Genomic DNA, 18,766 nt, shown 5'->3' with positions numbered 1-18,766 from the left:
CGTTGCCGCGCGGCTCGTCCGCGAACGGCACGCCGCGAGGACCAGGCGGTTGTTGCCAGCAGCATCCTATGACACCATCCAGATACCGTGTTTTCATGATTTCTGGATGCCTATGCCGCCTCGGAAGTATACTTGGGAGAATCTGCCGGATGAGCAGTTGCTCAAGCAGCGTCTCAGCAGCCTGCGGGTCAAGGTCAAGGGCACCTGGCTCGAGGATTGTGTCGGCGCTCTGAACGAGGAACTGCAGGCGCGGGGCATCCGGCTGCGGCCGCACACATGGATATCGAGCGAATGGTTCAGTCCGGCAGATGTGCCCGGCATCGCCATCCCGTTCTATCTTGCCCATCCCCGCCTGATGAAACTCGAGAAAAAAATGATGCTCGAGGTAGAGGGAAGTACCTGGTCGGAGTGCATGGCCATCCTCCGTCACGAGGCAGGCCATGCCATGCAGCACGCTTACCAGTTGCAACGCCGCCGACGCTGGCAACAGTTGTTCGGCCCGTCCTCGAAACACTATCCGCTCTACTACCGGCCCAATCCCGCCAGCCGGCGTTACGTCCAGCATCTTCGGCGCTGGTACGCGCAGAGCCATCCGGACGAGGATTTCGCCGAAACCTTTGCGGTGTGGCTGCGACCGCGGTCGAAATGGCGGGCACGCTATGCCGGTTGGCCGGCGCTGAAGAAGCTCGAATATGTCGACGAGCTGATGGGCGAGATTGCAGGCGAGCGGCCGCCGATTGCATCACGGGAGCGTGTCGATCCGCTGTCCGGGCTCAGCCAAACGCTTGGCGAGCATTACCAGAAGAAGCAGGCATTCTACGCTTTCGAGCCGCCGAAGACGTATGACCGTGACCTGTCCCGTCTGTTCTCTACCGATCAGCGGCATCGACGGGCGCAGCCGGCGGCGTCCTTTATCAGGCGGCACCGCGCCCAAATCAGGCAGCTGGTCGCGCGATGGACGGGCGAGAACCAGCTTACGCTCGATGCCGTTCTCGATGACATGATCTCCCGCTGCCGCGAACTCGATCTCCGGGCGCCGGGCTCGGAGCGGAAGCTTGTGATCAACTTCACCATTCTGTTGACCGCCAAGACCATGCACGCGCTGTTCGGCCCGTCACGCCGCAAATGGATCGCGCTATGAGACGCCTGCGCGTCCTGGTCCTGATGCATCCGGACTTCTTGCCGCCGGACTCGACCGATGGATACACCGCGCAGGAAATCAACCGATGGAAAACCGAATTCGACGTCGTGAGCACCTTGCGCGCGGCAGGCCACGATGTGCGCCCGCTCGGCGTGCAGGAGGAGATCAAGCCGGTCCGGGACGCGATCGAAAGCTTCAAGCCGCATGTGGTATACACATTGCTGGAGGAGTTCCACTATACGTCAGGGTATGACCAGCACATCGCGAGCTTTCTCGAACTGATGAAAGTGCCGTATACCGGCTGCAACCCGCGCGGCCTGATCCTGGCGCGCGGCAAGGACCTGTCCAAGACACTGGTGCACCATCGCCGGATCGCGGTGCCGGCCTTCGCCGTGTTTCCGATGCGCCGCAAAGTCAAACGGCCAACGCGTCTTGCGCTGCCGCTGATCGTCAAGAGCCTGAACGAAGATGGTTCGTTCGGCATCTCGCAAGCATCCATCGTCGATACGGACGAGAAGCTCGCAGAGAGAGTAGCATTCGTCCACGAGCGGCTCGGAACTGCCGCCATCGCCGAGCAGTACATCGAGGGACGTGAGCTCTATGTCGCCGTGCTCGGCAACAATCGGCTGCGAGTTCTGCCGGTTTGGGAATTGAAGTTCGGCAGCATGGGTGGCCAGGGAGCACGGCAGATTGCCACCGAAAAGGTCAAGCACGATCCCAGTTACCAGGAACGCGTCGGAATTGTAGACGGGCCGGCCAAGGACCTTGCACCGGAAGTATCCGCCCGCATCCAGCGAACTGCGAAACGCATCTACCGTACACTGAAGCTCGATGGATACGCGCGCATCGACTTTCGGCTCGCTGCCGACGGCACTCCGTATTTCATCGAAGCGAATCCCAATCCCGAAATTGCGAAGAGTCAGGAGTTCGCTACAGCTGCCCGGCATGACGGGCTTGACTACCCCGACCTGCTGAATCGCATTCTGGCCCTCGGAATCAGCCGGGCAAAGGCAGGCGCATCCGTAGGCTGAAAGGCACCGCGAAGCGGTCATGCAGTGCGCACTCGGAAGTTGATTTCTTGTTGTCTTCAACCGTAGACGGGAGATACAATGTCCCTGTGCAGGCAAGCTGGTCGTTGGGCGCCATCGAACAGCAGGTTATGCCAGTGCCCGGTCAGCCAGCTCTGGGCACCGAGCGACTCCAAGTTTACCCATCTTGAAACCGGTGCCGACAAAAATTCTGCCCGGTTTTCTGCTCGATCGTTATGGCTATTCGATAAGTCGAAAAAAATCGGCTTCAATAAAGCGAAGCGTCAAATCGCAGGGATCCCACTAGATCGGATCAATCCTCTAAACAATTTCCGGAACAATACCGACTCCGCAAACGCAAATAAGCTGGGTATCGCAGCGCAACATTGATCGTTACTCACGAGCACGCGGCCAGGTGCGGGAAGCCAAGTAAAGCCAGCCACACGACGACACAGCTTTCGGCATCCGGCGGTCAACTCGCTGGAATTTGCCGCTCGGTTGAAACGCCACGTAGGCGATGCAGAAGGGCAACGCCCCGGTGGAATGTCATCGGGCCGTCAAAATCTCCTTAGTATTTCCCGGACCAAGCGTGTATTTCCGGAACCCAGTCGGAACGGAGTGGGCCATGGAATTATTTCGGGCTGAGATGGTGGCCGTTGTGGAGAGTGAGACGGACAAGGATTGCCCGTCCTGTGGTGACAGGTTGAAGCTGGTTCGAACCATGGTGAGCCCGAGCACCGGCTGCATCGTCCACATGTTCGAATGCAAGTGCGGACAGCGCACTTGGGCCGATTAGACGACCAAGGGTACAGCCCGTATCGACTGGACTATAGCGGTTCGGCCGGCTTGAAGACGAAGATGGTGGAGTTCGGTCCCGCCTTCGCTCTTCGAGTTGCGGCGGGATAGGTCGCTCTTTGAGCTACGGCTGACCGGTCGCGAACCCACCCTGTATGGCTGCATCATCTGTCGGCCCCGACGTTCAGGCGACCAATTCGACCTTGCCGCTGTCCAGACGATAAATCCCACCGACAACCTTGATCTTGCCCTCGGCTGCGGCGGCGCTGAGGATTGGCGTCGCCGATTTGAGCCGGGCGACAACGTCGATGACATTCTGGCGGATGGCGTTCGCGAGCTTGTCGCCGGGTTTGTCCGCGCTGGCCTTGACGGCAGGCGCAAGCGCATTGACCAGCGACGGCAGGTGGCCGGGCAGGGTGGTGTTGTCCTTGAGCGACTTGATCGTGGCATCGACGGCGCCGCAGCTGTCGTGGCCGAGCACCAGGATCAGCGGCGAGTTGAGCACGGCCACGCCATATTCCAGGCTCGCGACCGTGTCGTCATTGGCAAAATTGCCCGCAACGCGGCAGACGAACAGATCGCCCCGGCTGCTGTCGAAGGCGTATTCCGGCGCGATGCGGGAATCCGCGCAGCTCAGGATGCTTGCAAAGGGATTTTGACCGCCGACAAGAGCTTCCCGCTCGCTTTTGAAATCGTGCCGGCGCGAGACGCCTTCGACGTAACGCGTATTGCCTTTCATCAACCGATCGAGGGCCGCGGCCGGCGACATCTGGTTCTGCGGCTTCGGCGGCGGCTTTGCATCCTTGGCTTTTGCATCCTTGGCAAAGGCCGCGGGGGCAAAGGCAAGCGGTGCCAGCGCAAGACTTGCGGCGATCCCGCCCGTGACTTGAAGGAAGCGGCGGCGTGAGGTTTCACGAACTTCAATGGCACGGCTGGCATCGCAGATACGGCACATGGCGGTTCTCCTTGGGGAGACGATAGCGATGCCGACGTTTATGTCACTGCGAGTGACGCGATGCAATCGGGCTCGCCGATTGCAACCCCAGCGGGTTCGCGCAAGGTGCGCTCAAATGACAGTATCGTAAGATACGTCCTTACGCCCGCGACGACGCCTGCCGCGATACGCTGTAGGCGTCCCAGCTGCCCCAGCTCACCTGCGCGAGGCTGCGCAGATCAGTCGCCAGCGGCCGCTTGGTTTGTCTTTCGTGCGCGGCGATGCATCGCTGGGATTCAGCGATCTTGCGCTTGAGCTGGGCCAGGGCTTTTTGTTGCGCATGGCCGGCCGCGCCGGTCATTTCGCCAACCCGGAAGCGGGCGATTTCCAATGCCTTGACTGCCTCGCGGTTCTTCTTGAGCTGAACCCGGTGCCAGGCGATGTTGCTATTGCTTTCAGCGATCATGTTTGCAGCCGTGATCAATACGAGTGGGCAGGAGAGGGAGCGCCTGCGCGCGCCGGCCAGGTGACCGACCTGGTCAATCCCTTGGATCCTCTCCTGGACTTTCGAGGATGAGACGGCTTGGTTAACGAAGGGTTAACGGCGCGACGTACATTCTCATCGCTAATCGGGAATGCCCCAGGCGGCACGCGCAAACAGAGCGGGAGGCGGAAGTACGGTGTCGAGATCGACCGGGCTGCGGTCGAGCGTGACGGCGACCAGATCATGATCCGGCCAGCCGCGCTCGGAATCCATGAGCGCAAGGCCATCGGCCGTGCGACATTGGCTGGAACGTCCATGCCGAGATTGTCGCTCGGTGACTTGGCACTGTTCGCCAAGGATTGTTTCCGTACGGCCGGAGTCGGGCGGCTTTTGCCTGACGTAATCTCGAAGCGCTTTCTGGATGCTCAACCGGATCGGCTCACCCGCGGCATTATGTTCGAAGGCGATGTCGAGCCGCTCCACCTCGTTGACAAACCGCAATCGGCGTCCGCCCTTTCCGTCCACATCTTCGGTGTAGGTCCACGGGTAATGTCGTCGCACCGTGCGCGTCTGGATGTGCCGATCGGTCGATGGCGCGAGCACGCTCCGCATGACAACGGTGACGTCGCCCGGCGCGTTGGACGGCCGCGCGGTTTCGCGGGGCTCCGTAAGCCAGGATTTCAGATCGAGTTGATCGCGGTGCGGTCTCACGTCGTCGGGTTTCACCGGTAGCCGGTTGATCGCGGTGGTTTCGAGCGATGTTGTCGGGGAGATATGGTTTTCAACCCGTGACCACAGCTCGATGCCGTCTGGAGTCACACAGCTCAGACGCTTGGCGTCGCGACCGATCAAGCGCTTCGACGGCAGGTTCCAGACGTCGCAGCTTTCCCCGAGCCACGTCTGGGCTTCTCCGGTTTTGAACGGATGATCGCTCCACCGTATCAGATGAGCCATCGCCGGGCCGCGCAAGATGTGCAGCTGGTCGTGGCCTCCGACCCGGGGTGGTGATTCGCGCGCGAAGGTGACGAACAGCGGACCGGGACCGAAATAGGTCGTCGAATGGTAAGCATTCTGGTCGAAACGGTGATCGACACGCGTCCAGCCGCCGTGATGGGTGTGCATCTCCTGGAGCGGTGGACCGCGATACGGCTTTACGAAAACAGTCGCGACATAGTCGGGGACATCAGGCACAGGTGTGAAGGGCGCGTCGGGCGGTCTTGCCATGGCCATATGTGGCGAGAACAATGCGGCGCAGAGCAGCCAGAATTTTCTCATCCACATGTCCCAATCGCTTCGCACGGACCATGCTGGCGGATCGTGCCAAAGTTGTGGCGTTCCGCGATGCAGCCATCAGATGAAAGCCGCGGTGCTAACGTTCACCGCTGCTCCGCCGTCGCCGGCTTCTGATCGTCATCGGCCAGGCAACGGATGACAAAAGCGGTCCAGTCGCGCGGCAGCACCTTGGCGAGATGGGCCTTGCGCCGGCATTCCAGTTGCTCGGCTTTCTTGGCGTTCGCCTTCTCCTCGGTGAGGGAGGATTGCCTGATCCGGCGCAGCGTCACCGGCTCGCCGTCGGACTCGAATTGCAGCTCGTACTTCCGGCCGTCCCTGGCGGTCGCCGCACAGGAGATGCTGGAGACCTGCCTCGTCGCGATGATCCCCACCTGACGGCAGGTGCCGGTCGATGATTCAACCAGCGGCACCGGCAGGCCGTCGACCTTCGGCCTTTCCTTGGAGTTCAGCAGCATCCGGTCGACCTGCAGTTCATAGATGTTGTCCTGCTCGCGGCGGCCGGTTTCACCTGAAAATGAAACGATGTGGCTGTCGTCGCGGGGATCGTCGAGCACGATCGTGAAATGCGCGCGGCCTTGCTGGCCGTGGAAATAGGCCACCGCCTTGCAGCCGAAATCGCGGCCGGCGATTTTCAGCTTCGTGCACTTGCCCGAGATGTGTGCGTACATGTCGATGTCGGGCTCGGCGCGTTCCACCGCGCCCGCGGTCAACGATGCCGTTGCCGCACAGAGAACGCCAACAAGGAACGGCCAGCACAAGCGCATCGTCATGTCCGGTTCAGGAAAGTTGGCCCGGTCAGGCACAGAAGGAATATCAGTTCGAATCGCACTCTGGTGGGACTCTTTGTCGTTTCGATGGAACTTTTTGCCGGAAAAACACGGCAATCTGCCGCACTGCACCGGGAAATCATGGCCCTTTTAACCCGACACTAACTGGGATTCCTAACCGGGCTTCCATTCATCGCTGGCCTAATACCCATAGCCTCCAGCGTTGTCGATGCGAAGGGTTGAGGACTTGAAGACCGGAGCCAAAGCAAGTGCTGACGTCGCACAGGGCTATGCCGTGCGGCTGATGCAGCATCTGGTGGTCCCGACCTTCGTGCTCAATCCAAAACGGCGCGTCGTGATCTGGAACCGGGCCTGTGAGCGTTTGACCGGCGTCGTCGCGGCTGACGTCATCGGCACATCAGGCCATTGGCGCGCGTTCTATCAGCAGCAGCGTTATTGCCTGGCCGACCTGGTCGCGCTCGGACGGCCCGACAAACTGAGCCAGCTCTATCCCGAGCACACCATCCCCGATGACGGCGTCGGCTTCTCCGCCGAAAACTGGTGCGTGATGCCCAAGCTCGGCAATCAATTGTATCTCGCCATCGACGCCGGCCCGATCCACGACGAGGACGGCAAGTTGATCGCCGTCGTCGAGACCCTGCGCGACATGACCGATCAGAAGCGTGCGGAATTGGCGTTGCAGACGCTGGCGGCGAGCGACGGCCTGACCGGCCTTGCCAACCGCCGCTCGTTCGACCAGACGCTGGCGATGGAGTGGGCGAGCGCGCAACGAACCAAAAAGCCGCTGTCGCTGCTGTTGTGCGACGTCGATCATTTCAAGCTCTACAATGATCTGCACGGCCATCAAAAAGGCGACGAGTGTCTGCGCGCGGTGGCGGACGCGATCGGCAAGAACGCGTTTCGCCCGGCCGATCTTTCGGCGCGCTATGGCGGAGAAGAGTTCGCCATCATCATGCCCGAAACCGATTCCGCCGGCGCGCGAAAACTCGCCGAGCGTCTGCGCGACGCGCTGGCGCGGGTCCGGCTGCCGCACGGCGCGCCGGGCGTGCCGCCGTTCGTGACGCTGAGCATCGGCATCGCGACGCTGGTGCCGAGCGAGGATACGCGCGCGGATTGGCTGCTTGGGCAGGCCGACCAGGCGCTCTACGCCGCAAAATATTCCGGCCGTAACCGCGTCGTGTCGGCCGATAAGGTGCTCGCCGCATTCGCCGGCGCGCAGGACCTGCGCGAGAGCGAGACGCCGCTGCCGGTCCGCAAGCGCCGTGTGCGCAAGTCGGCCTGATACATTTCCAGTTCGGTGGCTCTATCCTTTGAGACGCATCGCTTCGCGATGCTCCTCAGGATGAGGTCGAATAGCTCAACAAGTCCCTGGCTTAACCCTCATGGTGAGGAGCGCGGCAAGGCCGCGCGTCCCCGGACGATGCAACGCATCGCCGGTCGAACCACGAGGCCTCAAAACGACCGCGGCCCTCGTCAGGGGAGCTGACAAGGGCCGCGTTAGAACACATCGTCGCGCCTAGGTTCGCAACGAGGTGTGGGAGCTCGGGATTACGAATTAGAACGGCAGCAGCACGTCCATTACCTGCTGGCCATAGCGGGGTTGCTGCACGTCGGTGATCTGGCCGCGGCCGCCATAGGCGATGCGGGCCTGCGCGATCTTCGAGGAATCGATGGTGTTGTCGCTCTGAATGTCTTCCGGGCGCACGATGCCGGCGACGATCAGTTCGCGGATTTCGAAGTTGACGCGGATCTCCTGCTTGCCTTCGACCACGAGGTTGCCGTTCGGCAGCACCTGCGTCACCACGGCGGCGACGTTGGTCTGCAACGCTTCCTGGCGGTTGACCGATCCCCTGCCGTCGGTGGAGGCGGTCGAGTCCGCGGTCAGGATCTTGCCCGGCAGGATCTTGTTGGCTTGCGTGATCGTCTGCGATCCGAGGAAGTCGGTAACGCCGGAGTCTTCCTTGCTGGAGCGGCTGCGCTGGGTCTGGTTGGCGATGTTGGCCTTGTCGGTGATGTTGACGGTCACCGTCATGATGTCGCCGACGCGCGCGGCGCGCTGGTCGCGGAAGAAGGCGCGTGAGCCGTTCCGCCACAGCGAGTTGGCGTTGTAGGAGGCCTGCTCGGGCTTGGGCATCGGCATCTGCACCGGCTTGTAGCCGGGCTGCGTGGTCGGATTCTCGATCTCGGTCAGCTTCGGCTTTTCGCCGATCTGGGAGAGACGGTCGATCGAGGAACAACCGCTTGCGAACGCCGCCACGGTCAGCAGGGCGCCGGTGAGAATGAAGCGGTTGATACGGGAGACTGACATTTACATTACTCGGCTTTTGGAGCGACTGACGAACTGAGTTTGGCGACGGCGACGGGGGCGGCTTGTCCGGTGCTGCCGAGCGAAGATGTGGTATCGGCGGCGGCCGGCGCAGGGCGGGGTGCGGCGACCGTGATCGAGACCTGGCCGCGGCCGGTCACGATGCCGGACACCGTGCGCTTGGATTGCAAATTCATGACGTTGACGACGTCGCCTTCGGTGCCGTTCTCGAGCGCCTTGCCGCGCACGGTGAGGTAAAGGCCGGGGGAATCGTAGATCAGCGTGACGTTCTGGTCGCGCTGCACCAGGTCCGGCTTGGCGAGATCGGCAACCCGGACGGCCTGGCCGGCGCGCAGCTGCCGACGCGCCTGCATGCCGACCGCGCGGTCGCGCGTCGCGGCATCTGCGCCGACTTCGGCCTTGGGGCGGCGCTCGATCACGACGTCGGAGGATTTCAGGACTTCGTTGCGCTCGATTGCGCGCGCCAGCACCGCGGCCTCGATGGTCTCGATCGCGGTGCCGGTGAAGCGCAGCTTGATCGGCGCCGTGCCGCTGTCGTTGGAAATTTCGAAGGTGACGTCGAAGCGGCCGTTGCGCGGATCGAAGCGCACGATGGCGGCCTGCATGCCGCCGCTGTTGGAAGCATCGAGCCTGACGTCGCCGGGATCGCGGTCGAAGGTCAAAGAGAGATTGGCGGCTTCGCCGAGGCCGTTCTTGCGCTCCAGCGCGCGCGCAACCTGCTGCTCGATGTCCTTGCCCTCGAGCATGCGGGCCAGCCGCGTCACCGAAATTTCCTTCAGGTCCCGCGTGTCGACGCCGATCACGTGATGCGAGCGCAGTGCATTGAGCACTTGCGCGACGGGGAGCGAACCGGTGGTGCCCAGATCCGGCGCGCGGTAGATCGCGATCTGCGCAGCACTGCCGGCATTGTCGATGACGTCGCCTATCCGCACCAGGTCGCCGGTGACAACAACGCTGGCGCGCAGCGCGGGCGCGGCGATGATGTCGCCGCGGGTCTGCGCGAGCGCTGTCGCCGCGGAGGCGGCGATGAGCGCAGTAGCAAGGAGGAGCGCGCGGGCGATCATGACAATTCCTCAGCGGAACATGTTGGAGGTGGACTGCAGCATCTGGTCGGCCGCGCTGATCACCTTGGCGTTCATCTCGTAGGCGCGCTGCGCGGCGATCAGGTCGGAGATTTCGGTGACGACCTCGACATTGGCCTGTTCGAGGTTGGACTGCTGCATGTCGCCGAAACCGTCGGTGTTGGCGATGCCGTCCTGCGGCGGGCCGGAGGCCGGCGTGTCCGTGAACAGATTGTCGCCGATCGGGTTGAGGCCGGCCTTGTTGATGAAGCGGGTCAGGCCGATCTGGCCGACGGTCGACGGCGTGGTCGATCCCGGCAGCAATACCGACACCTGGCCCTGGGCGTTGATGGTGAGGCCGGATGCGCTCTGCGGGATCGTGATGGTCGGCTGCACCGGATTGCCCTGCGAGGTCACGACGCGGCCCTGCGCGTCCATCTGGAACGAGCCGTCGCGGGTATAGGTGTAGGTGCCGTCGGGCATCTGGATCTTGAAGAAGCCTTCGCCGCGGACCGCGATGTCGAGCTCGTTGCCGGTCGGCAGCAGCGTGCCCTGGCTCATCAGGCGCGGCGTGCCGACGGTCTTGACGCCACCGCCGATGTCGACGCCGACGGGCAGGATGGTGCCCTGATCGGAGGCCTGCGCGCCGACCCGGCGCACGTGGTCGTAGATCAGGTCCTGGAACGCGGCGCGCTGCTTCTTGTAGCCGGTGGTGCGCATGTTCGCGATGTTGTTGGAGATCACCTGAACGTTGAGTTCCTGTGCCGCCATGCCGGTCGAGGCTGTGTAGAGTGCGCGCATCGATCAAAACTTTCAGGTTATGCCGGAACTTCGGCGAGTTTCTCGATTGCGGATTTGTGCAGATCGCTCTGCTGCTGCAGCAGGGCCGAAATCTGCGTGTAGGCGCGCGTGATCTCGATCATGCGGCTCATCTCGGTCACCGAATTGACGTTCGATTTCTCGACGTAACCCTGGTTGACCCGCGAGGTGGTGTCTGGCTGGGGAGCGACGCCCTGGTCGGCGGAGTACAAATTGCCGCCGTCCTTGACGAGCTTCTGCGCGTCCGCGAATGAAACGATGCGCAGCTTGCCGCGAACGGAATCGATGCGGTTGGAGCCTTCGAGGACGGTAACATTGCCGTCGGGGGCGATGGTGATCTGCTTGTCGGTCTGCTGGAACCCGATCGGGCCGGAGCCTCCCATCACGGGATAGCCGCTCTGGGTGACTAGTTGGCCCTGATTATTGATCTGCAGATTGCCGTCGCGGGTGTAGCGCTCGCCGGCAGGGGTCTGCACGACCAGGAAACCCTTGCCGTCGATCGCGACGTCGAGCGGGTTCTTGGTCATCTCGCTGGCACCGGCCGCGAAATCCTTGAAGGTGCCGCGGTCCTGCACGAACGCGACCTGGCGGTCGGGGCGCTGGAAATTGTCTTCATGCGCGGGCGAGCGCAGAAATTGCTCGAACAACGACCGGTCAGCCTTGAAGCCGTTGGTGTTGACGTTGGCGACGTTGTTGGCGACGACATCCATCTGCCGTTCCAGCACCATCTGCCGCGATAGTCCGACGAGAAGCGTATTCTCCATCGGTGGTTCTCCCCTTCATCGACCCGCGTGCTGCTCTCCCAAGCCGCCCGCCGATCTCTCGAACCGCCCAGGCTCTCCCAAGCCCGTGGTCCGCCGACTACTCAGCGAAAGCCGTGCCAGTTTGGAAAATGACGGTTTTTAAAGGGGTTAGGCGTTTTGCCGGGGCGATTTCGGACGGCAGAAAGGTCTTGTTGACCATGTTTGCCCGGCAACTTTTTCCTAGTTGAGGGCCAGTGGAAAGGTTCCGTTAACCATTATTACCCTACCGTTGCATTCAAGAGAGCGCGTGTGCGCTGGCGGCTTTTGTATCGCGTCTGGGGTCTCATCCGGCCCGGCTGGTGGCAACCGTGTTCGTTCCCAATTGGATCGGGCGGGGCAATGGCGGACAACGAGGCAGAGGGCGGCGCAGCCGAAAGCGCGGAAGCCGCCCCGGCAAAAAAGGGCAAGCTCAAGCTGATCATTGCCGCTGTCGGGTTCGTCGCCATCCTTGGCGCCGGCGCGGGCTGGTTCTTCCTGATGCGCGGCCACGGCGAGGAGAAGCACGCCGAGGCGCCGCCGCCGAAGCCGCCGTCCTTTGTCGAAGTGCCGGACATGATGGTCAATCTGGTCGGCGCCCCCGGCGAGCGCGTGCAGTATCTCAAGGTCAAGGTCGTGCTCGAGGTCAAGGAAGAGAAGCAGCTCGAGGCGATCAAGCCGACGCTGCCGCGCGTCACCGATCTGTTCCAGACCTATTTGCGCGAGCTGCGCCCCAGCGACATCAACGGCTCGGCCGGATTGTTTCGCCTCAAGGAGGAGCTGACCAAGCGCGTCAATATCGCGCTGGCGCCGCAACAGGTGAGCGCGGTGCTGTTCAAGGAAATCCTGGTCCAGTGACTCAGCAGGTCTCATAATCATGGCCAACGGTAAAGACCTCGACCAGGACGCGATTGCCGCCCAATGGGAGGCCTCGCTCGATTCCGAGGATCCGGCGGCAGCGGCGGAAGAAGCTGCGGCCAATGAACTCTCGGAGAGCATGGCCCTGCAATGGGCCGCGATGGTCGAGGACGGCAGCCGCGATTTCGGCAACAAGGCCGGCGGCGAGCGGGTTCTGTCGCAGGAAGAAATCGACAATCTGCTCGGTTTCACCGTCGGCGATGTCAATCTCGACGACAATTCCGGCATCCGCGCCATCATCGATTCGGCGATGGTGTCTTACGAGCGTCTGCCGATGCTCGAAATCGTGTTCGACCGCCTGGTGCGGCTGATGACCACGAGCCTGCGCAACTTCACCTCCGACAACGTCGAAGTCTCGCTCGACCGCATCACCTCGGTGCGGTTCGGCGATTACATGAATTCGATTCCGCTCCCCGCCGTGCTCAGCGTGTTCAAGGCCGAGGAGTGGGAAAACTTCGGCCTCGCGACCGTCGATTCAAGCCTGATCTATTCGATCATCGACGTGCTGCTCGGCGGCCGCCGCGGCCAGACTTCGCTGCGCATCGAAGGCCGTCCCTACACCACGATCGAAACCAATCTGGTCAAGCGGCTGGTCGAGGTCGTGCTGGCCGATGCCGAGCAGGCGTTCCGGCCGCTGTCGCCGGTGACCTTCTCGATCGACCGGCTGGAAACCAATCCGCGCTTTGCCGCGATCTCGCGGCCTGCCAACGCCGCGATCCTGGTGCGGCTGCGCATCGACATGGAAGACCGCGGCGGCAATATCGAACTGCTGCTGCCTTATGCGACCATCGAGCCGATCCGGCCGGTGCTGTTGCAGATGTTCATGGGCGAAAAGTTCGGCCGCGACCCGATCTGGGAAGGCCATTTCGCAACGGAAGTGGCGCAAGCCGAGATCGCCGTCGACGCCGTGCTGTATGAAGCCAACGTGCCGCTCAAGCAGCTGATGAAGCTGAAGGTCGGCGACACGCTGCCGCTGGAAATGAAAAAGGACGCACTGGTGTCGGTCCGCTGCGGCAACGTCGTGCTGACCGAAGGCCGCATGGGCCGGGTCGGCGACCGCGTCGCCATCCGCGTCACCAAGCAGCTGCGCAAACCCAATACCACCTTCGCGATGTTCGAGAAGGCCGACGAGCAAACCAAGTTGATGGAGGCACAATGAGTCATTCCCTCGGAATCGTAATCGAGAGTCTGGTGGCGGTGCTGCTGCTGGTGACGATCGGCTACTGCGTACTGCTCAACTCTCGCCTGAAGCGGCTGAAGGCGGACGAGCATTCGCTCAAGGCCACGATCGGCGAACTGATCACCGCCACCGAAATCGCCGAGCGCGCGATCGGTGGCCTCAAGCATACCGTTCGCGACGTCAACGAGCACCTCGGCAGCCAGCTGAACGCGGCCTCCCAGATGTCGACGCAGCTGAAGGGCATGCTGGCCGAGGGCGACGGCATCATCCGCCGCCTCTCCAAGATCGCCGTTGCAGCGCGGCCGCTGACGTCGGAGCCCGAACCCGCCGCTCCCAAGGTCTCGACCGCGAGAGCAGTCGCCGCCGCTGCGGAAGCATTCTCGGAACGCCGAAGGGCTAGTGGCCTCGCTGCATGAAATCGTTTCGCGACATACGTGTCATTCCGGTGGTGCTGGTCGCCGTCTTCGGCCTTGCGGTGCTGAAGGTGGCCGGCCTCGTCATCGACGGGGGATACGTATTCGACTATCAGCCGCAGCCGACCAAAAAGTCGTGGGCGCAGGATACGTTCAACTTTCCGGGCGGCGGCTCCAAGGTCGCCTCCAAAATCGCCTCCAAGCCTGAACCCGACGACATCACGGGGTCGGTGCCCAAGCCCAAGGAGGAGGCGCCGAAGCCGGCAGCCCCCGCTGCCGCCGATCCACCGCCGCAGCAAAGCGGCACGGTAATCTTTCCCGAACCCAACCAACAGTCGGTATCGCCGTCGGAGCGCGCAATTCTCGAGCGGCTGCAGGCGCGGCGGCAGGAACTGGAGCAGCGCGCGCGCGAGATCGAGATCCGCGAGAGCCTGCTGAAATCGGCCGAGAAGCGCATCGAGGGACGGGTCGAGGAGGCGAAGGCCACCGAGGCGCGGATCACGACCGCGACCGGGCAAAAGGCCGAAACCGATGCCGCACGCTTCAAGGGCATCATCACGATGTATGAGGGCATGAAGCCAAAGGACGCCGCCAAGGTGTTCGACCGGCTCGAAATGTCCGTTCTCTACGAAATCGCCTCCCAGATCGCGCCGCGCAAGATGTCCGACATTCTCGGCCTGATGCAGCCGGAGGCGGCCGAGCGGCTGACCGTGGAACTGGCGCGTCGCGCCGGACCCGACAAATCCGCGTCGACGGCCGAATTGCCGAAAATTGAAGGCAAGATGCTGTCGCAAAAGCCCAATTGACGGGGATATTTAACAATACCTTAAGCCGGCCAATTCAAGATTCAGCCACGAAGGCGAGGGCGCCTCGTTGCTGCAATCGTTGAGGCCAAGAGACATCCTGGATGGGGCAAAGGGCTGCCGCTGGAATTGGGTCGCAGGGCCGCGCATTGGCGCGGATGGCCCGGCGCTGCCTTGATGTCACCCTTAACCGATCTCTTGGTCTCCGCTCGCCACTTGCCATCCTGCTGTTGCTGGCCGGCCTGACGGCGGCCTCGCCTTGCCGGACGCAGGACCTCGTCAAGGGCGAGGCGACGTTCACGGCGTCCGGCGGCTACGCGCGGCTGGTGCTGAAGCTTGCCGAGGACGTCGAGTCCGACGTCATCACCGCCGGCTCCATCATCGTGATCCGCTTCAAGCGTCCGGTGGACATTCCCGTCGACAAGCTGAGCGACGCCGTGCCCGATTATGTCGGCTCAGCCCGGCGCGATCCTGATGGTTCGGCGATCCGGCTGTCGCTGGCGCGGCGGGCGACGATCAACACCATGACGGCCGGCGAGCGCATCTTCGTCGACTTCCTTCCCGACAGCTGGACCGGCCCACCGCCCACGCTGCCGGCCGACGTCATTCGCGAACTGGCCGCGCGGGCCCGCGCCGCCGAACGCGCACTGCGGGCCCAGCTTGCAGTTGCCGCGGCCAAGAAGAAGCCGCCGGTGCGCGTCCGCGCCTCGGTGCAGCCGACCTTTGTCCGCTTCGTCTTTGAAATGCCCAACGGGGTCAACGTTTCGTCGGTGCTGAACGAGCAGAAGCTGACGCTGCAGTTCAACGGCGTGCTGGCGTTCGATCTGGCCGACGCCAAGGTGGCGGCGCCGCCGAATATCGCCTCGATCACGCAGCGGACCGATGGCGATTCCTCCGCGGTCGATATCGTGTTGATCGGCGAAGTCGACGTGCATTCCTTCCGCGAAGAGAAGAACTACGTCATCGACGTCGCCTTCCAGCAGGTCGACAAGCCGGCGGCGGAACAGGCGCAAGCCCCGGTCGCCGCGCCCCCGGCTGTCGCGCATGGCCCGACGGCGAGGTCGGGGATAGCGGCGCAGATCGCCGCTGCCCAAGCGGGCGCTCACAGCAAGCCGCTCAGCGACTCGATCCCGCCGCAGCATCCTCCGCAGCTGCCGCCGGTGACGTCGGAGGCGATCGCCGAGCAGGCGAAAATCGAGATCAAGCCCGGCGAGCCGCAGCAGGCGCCGCCTGCAACTGAAAGGACACCGGTCACCGAGACAGCGCCGCGCGCGATGCCGGTTGTCGAGCAGACTGCGCCTGTCGCGGAGAAGCCGGCGCCGCAGGCTGCCGTGCCCGCACCGGCGGTGGAAAAGTTGCCTTCTGTGCCGCAGAAGCCGGAGCTTGCGGCTGAAAAGATGACGCCGGTGGAGACGCCGAAAGCAGTCGTGCCTTCGGAAGCAAAGCCGGCCGCTGCGATCGAGACGCCAAAACCCCAAGCGCCGAAAAAGGCCGCTGCTGCCGTTGAGGCGCCGAAGAAAGCCGAAGCACCGGCGGCGTCCGTCGAGGCGAGGCGCGACAGCGACGGCCTGCGTGTGACGTTTTCCTTTGCCGCGCCGACGCCGGCGGCGATGTTCCGCCGCGCCGACACGGTGTGGCTGGTGTTCGACCAGACCGGGCCGATCGATGTCGAGCAGATCCGCGCCAAGGGCGGCGCGATCATCGGCGACGTCAGCCGGCTGCCGCTGGAAAAAGGCCAGGCCATCCGCATTCGTCTCAACCGGCCGCAGATGCCGTCGCTCGAAAGCGATGGCCGCGCCAACGGCATGGTCTGGACGCTGACATTTGCCGATCGTGTGCAGGCGCCACCATTGCCGTTGCAGGTGTTGCGCAACATCACCGATCCCGCGCTGGCTAACGTCACCGTGCCGCTGGCCAACCCCGGCCTCATGCATCGGCTGGTCGACCCCGACGCCGGCGACACGCTGCTGGTGGTCACCGCGCCGCCGCCGACCCGCGGCTTCATCAAGCGGCAGGACTTCGTGGAGCTGTCGCTGCTGGAATCCGTCCACGGCGTCGTCGTTCATCCCAATTCAGACGACATCACTGCCGAGGTCGGATCCGACAAGGTGATGCTCGGCCGGCCGGGCGGGCTGACGCTGTCGTCGGCCGACGTCTCTGCCGAACGCGCCACCGCGGCGGTGCGGCCGTTGTTTGACGCCAAGGAATGGCGCAAGAACCGCGAGGAGAATTTTCTGGGCCGGCTGGATGCGCTGATCAAGGCGGTGGCCGCGGCCGGCGATGACGGGCTGGCGCAAGCCAGGCTCGACCTTGCCAATTTCTACATGGCGCGGGGGATGTTTCAGGAAGCGAGGGGAGTGACCAACCTCATCCTCTCTGAATCCAAGGCTGGAAGCGAAGACGCTGCCGTCGTCATGGTCAATGCGGTCGCCAGCATCCTGATCGGCCATCCCGAGCGGGGGCTGAAGGGACTGGCCAGTCCGGTGATCGGAAACGGCTATGATTCCCAATTGTGGAAGGCACTCGCCTTTTCACGCCAGGGCAAATGGGCTGACGCGCGCGAGAAGTTCAAGAACGCCGAATTCTCGATCGCGGCCCTGCCGCTGGAAATGCAGCGCATCGTGACCGCGGATGCGATGCGGGCGTCGCTCGAGGTGAAGGACTATGCCGGAGCCTCGCGCCGCCGCAGCGAGCTCGAGGTGGTCGGGGTGCCCAAGGAAATGAAGCCGGAGATCGCGGTGTTGCGCGGACGGCTGGCCGAGGCGCTCGGCCACGACAAGGACGCACTCGACGCCTACCGGTTCGCCGCCAATTCGTCCGATCGGCCTGCGGCTGCCGAAGCCAAGCTGCTGGAGGTCCTGCTCCGCCAGCGGCGCGGCCAACTCGGGCAAGCAGAGGTGCTGCGCGAACTGGAAACGCTGTCGGCGATCTGGCGTGGCGACGCGATCGAGTTGAAGACCCTTGCCGTATTGTCGCAGCTTTATGCCGATGCGGGCCGCTACGAGGAATCGCTCGCGGCGGCCAAGACCGCGACCCGGCTGCAGCCGAATTCCGAACTGGCGCGGCAGGGCCAGGACGCTGCGTCCGCGCTGTTTGCGCAGCTCTTTCTCAGCCCCAAGGGCGAGGACATGAAGCCGATCGATGCGCTCGGCATGTTCTACGAATATCGCGAACTGACGCCGATCGGACGCCGCGGCGACGAGATGATCCGCCGCCTGGCGGATCGCCTGGTGGCGGTCGACCTGCTCGATCAGGCCGCCGAGCTGCTGCAGTATCAGATCGATAAGCGGCTGGAGGGCGCCGCGCGCGCGCAGGTGGCGGCGCGGCTTGCGATGGTTTATCTGACCAACCGCAAGCCGGATCGCGCGGTCGCGGCGCTGCGCACCACGCGCATCGCCGATCTCTCGGGTGAGTTGCGCCAGCAGCGCCTGTTGCTGGAGGGGCGCGCGCAAAGCGACGTCGGACGCCATGATCTCGCGCTCGACATCATCTCCAACATCACCGGACGCGAGGCGATCCGCCTGCGCTCCGATATCTACTGGGCGTCACGGCAGTGGCGCGAAGCCTCCGAGCAGATCGAACTGTACTATGCCGATCGCTGGCGCGACTTCAAACCGTTGAACGCGGTGGAGAAGGGCGACGTGATCCGTGCCGTCGTCGGATATGCGCTCTCCGAGGACGCCATCGGACTGTCGCGCTTCCGCGAGAAATATGCGCCGCTGATGTCTGATAATACCGACCGGATGGCGTTTGATCTCGCCAGCAAGCCGGCCGCTGCCTCAAGCACCGAATTTGCCGCGATCGCCAAGATGGCGGCTGGCGTCGACACGCTCGATGGCTTTATCCGGGAAATGAAGGTCCGCTTTCCCGACGCCACCGCGCGCGCGCCGATTTCGCCCGAAATGGCCAGGGGCGAGCCGGTCCACACCGGGTCCTTGCGCGCGATATCAGGACATAAAACCGCCGGGGCAGCAAAATAACAGTTCAGGCAACCCCCGGCGGGG

Annotated in this window: 16 protein-coding genes; 8 read left to right on the top strand and 8 right to left on the bottom strand. The window is 63.4% G+C overall.

Going from position 1 to position 18,766, the window contains the following annotated elements; genetic code table 11:
• The first annotated feature begins 106 nt into the window (after window positions 1-106).
• Complete coding sequence (locus ABIE49_RS07590) at window positions 107-1,141, top strand: putative zinc-binding metallopeptidase (RefSeq protein WP_354066649.1); 1,035 nt, start codon at window positions 107-109, stop codon at window positions 1,139-1,141.
• Entirely contained in the window at window positions 1,138-2,172 is a 1,035-nt protein-coding gene (locus tag ABIE49_RS07585; RefSeq protein ID WP_192740241.1) for a D-alanine--D-alanine ligase family protein, read from the top strand. Before ABIE49_RS07590 ends, ABIE49_RS07585 begins: the two co-directional genes overlap by 4 nt.
• A 976-nt stretch (window positions 2,173-3,148) precedes the next feature.
• On the opposite strand, the gene ABIE49_RS07580 is transcribed toward ABIE49_RS07585, so the two are convergent.
• From ABIE49_RS07580 to ABIE49_RS07565, 4 genes are all read right to left on the bottom strand, one after another.
• Window positions 3,149-3,919: a carbonic anhydrase gene (locus ABIE49_RS07580; RefSeq protein WP_192740242.1), complete on the bottom strand. Its 771-nt coding sequence runs from the start codon at window positions 3,917-3,919 to the stop codon at window positions 3,149-3,151.
• 139 nt (window positions 3,920-4,058) lie between these two features.
• Complete coding sequence (locus tag ABIE49_RS07575; RefSeq protein ID WP_192740243.1) at window positions 4,059-4,364, bottom strand: hypothetical protein; 306 nt, start codon at window positions 4,362-4,364, stop codon at window positions 4,059-4,061.
• Window positions 4,365-4,523: 159 nt separating this feature from the next.
• Window positions 4,524-5,657 carry a hypothetical protein gene (locus tag ABIE49_RS07570; RefSeq protein WP_192740244.1) on the bottom strand — a complete coding sequence of 378 codons (1,134 nt, stop codon included), beginning with the start codon at window positions 5,655-5,657 and terminating at the stop codon, window positions 4,524-4,526.
• A 101-nt stretch (window positions 5,658-5,758) separates the two neighbouring features.
• Window positions 5,759-6,445 (bottom strand): hypothetical protein, encoded by a 687-nt coding sequence (locus tag ABIE49_RS07565; protein WP_354066648.1) that lies wholly within the window; start codon window positions 6,443-6,445, stop codon window positions 5,759-5,761.
• 244 nt (window positions 6,446-6,689) lie between these two features.
• Between ABIE49_RS07565 and ABIE49_RS07560 the strand changes: the two genes are divergently transcribed.
• The gene (locus tag ABIE49_RS07560) at window positions 6,690-7,745 is read left to right on the top strand and encodes a sensor domain-containing diguanylate cyclase (protein ID WP_354066647.1); all 1,056 of its coding nucleotides are present in this window, start codon (window positions 6,690-6,692) and stop codon (window positions 7,743-7,745) included.
• 273 nt (window positions 7,746-8,018) lie between these two features.
• Here the strand turns inward: ABIE49_RS07560 and flgH are convergent, their stop codons facing one another.
• From flgH to flgF, 4 genes are read right to left on the bottom strand one after another with little or no spacing between them, the layout of a single operon-like run.
• Window positions 8,019-8,771: a flagellar basal body L-ring protein FlgH gene (gene flgH, locus ABIE49_RS07555; RefSeq protein WP_192740246.1), complete on the bottom strand. Its 753-nt coding sequence runs from the start codon at window positions 8,769-8,771 to the stop codon at window positions 8,019-8,021.
• Window positions 8,772-8,776: 5 nt separating this feature from the next.
• Window positions 8,777-9,853: a flagellar basal body P-ring formation chaperone FlgA gene (gene flgA / locus ABIE49_RS07550; protein WP_192740247.1), complete on the bottom strand. Its 1,077-nt coding sequence runs from the start codon at window positions 9,851-9,853 to the stop codon at window positions 8,777-8,779.
• 9 nt (window positions 9,854-9,862) lie between these two features.
• Window positions 9,863-10,651 carry a flagellar basal-body rod protein FlgG gene (flgG, locus tag ABIE49_RS07545; RefSeq protein WP_192740248.1) on the bottom strand — a complete coding sequence of 263 codons (789 nt, stop codon included), beginning with the start codon at window positions 10,649-10,651 and terminating at the stop codon, window positions 9,863-9,865.
• Between the two features lie 17 nt (window positions 10,652-10,668).
• Window positions 10,669-11,433, bottom strand: a complete 765-nt coding sequence (gene flgF / locus ABIE49_RS07540; protein ID WP_192740249.1) for a flagellar basal-body rod protein FlgF — start codon at window positions 11,431-11,433, stop codon at window positions 10,669-10,671.
• A 378-nt stretch (window positions 11,434-11,811) separates the two neighbouring features.
• Between flgF and fliL the strand changes: the two genes are divergently transcribed.
• From fliL to ABIE49_RS07515, 5 genes are all read left to right on the top strand, one after another.
• Entirely contained in the window at window positions 11,812-12,306 is a 495-nt protein-coding gene (gene fliL / locus ABIE49_RS07535; protein ID WP_192740250.1) for a flagellar basal body-associated protein FliL, read from the top strand.
• Window positions 12,307-12,325: 19 nt separating this feature from the next.
• A complete protein-coding gene (gene fliM, locus ABIE49_RS07530; protein ID WP_192740251.1) occupies window positions 12,326-13,525 on the top strand; it encodes a flagellar motor switch protein FliM in 1,200 nt (399 codons plus the stop codon).
• Complete coding sequence (locus tag ABIE49_RS07525; RefSeq protein ID WP_192740252.1) at window positions 13,522-13,962, top strand: DUF6468 domain-containing protein; 441 nt, start codon at window positions 13,522-13,524, stop codon at window positions 13,960-13,962. Before fliM ends, ABIE49_RS07525 begins: the two co-directional genes overlap by 4 nt.
• Entirely contained in the window at window positions 13,959-14,765 is an 807-nt protein-coding gene (locus tag ABIE49_RS07520; protein ID WP_192740253.1) for a MotE family protein, read from the top strand. The genes ABIE49_RS07525 and ABIE49_RS07520 overlap by 4 nt, the downstream gene beginning before the upstream one ends.
• Window positions 14,766-14,866: 101 nt before the next feature.
• Window positions 14,867-18,742 (top strand): tetratricopeptide repeat protein, encoded by a 3,876-nt coding sequence (locus ABIE49_RS07515; protein ID WP_192740254.1) that lies wholly within the window; start codon window positions 14,867-14,869, stop codon window positions 18,740-18,742.
• Window positions 18,743-18,766: the final 24 nt, after the last annotated feature.

This window comes from Bradyrhizobium sp. OAE829 (assembly GCF_040546575.1).
GTDB lineage: Bacteria > Pseudomonadota > Alphaproteobacteria > Rhizobiales > Xanthobacteraceae > Bradyrhizobium.
Note: the sequence above shows the minus strand (reverse complement) of the source record. Positions and strands in the feature narration are given on the sequence as shown.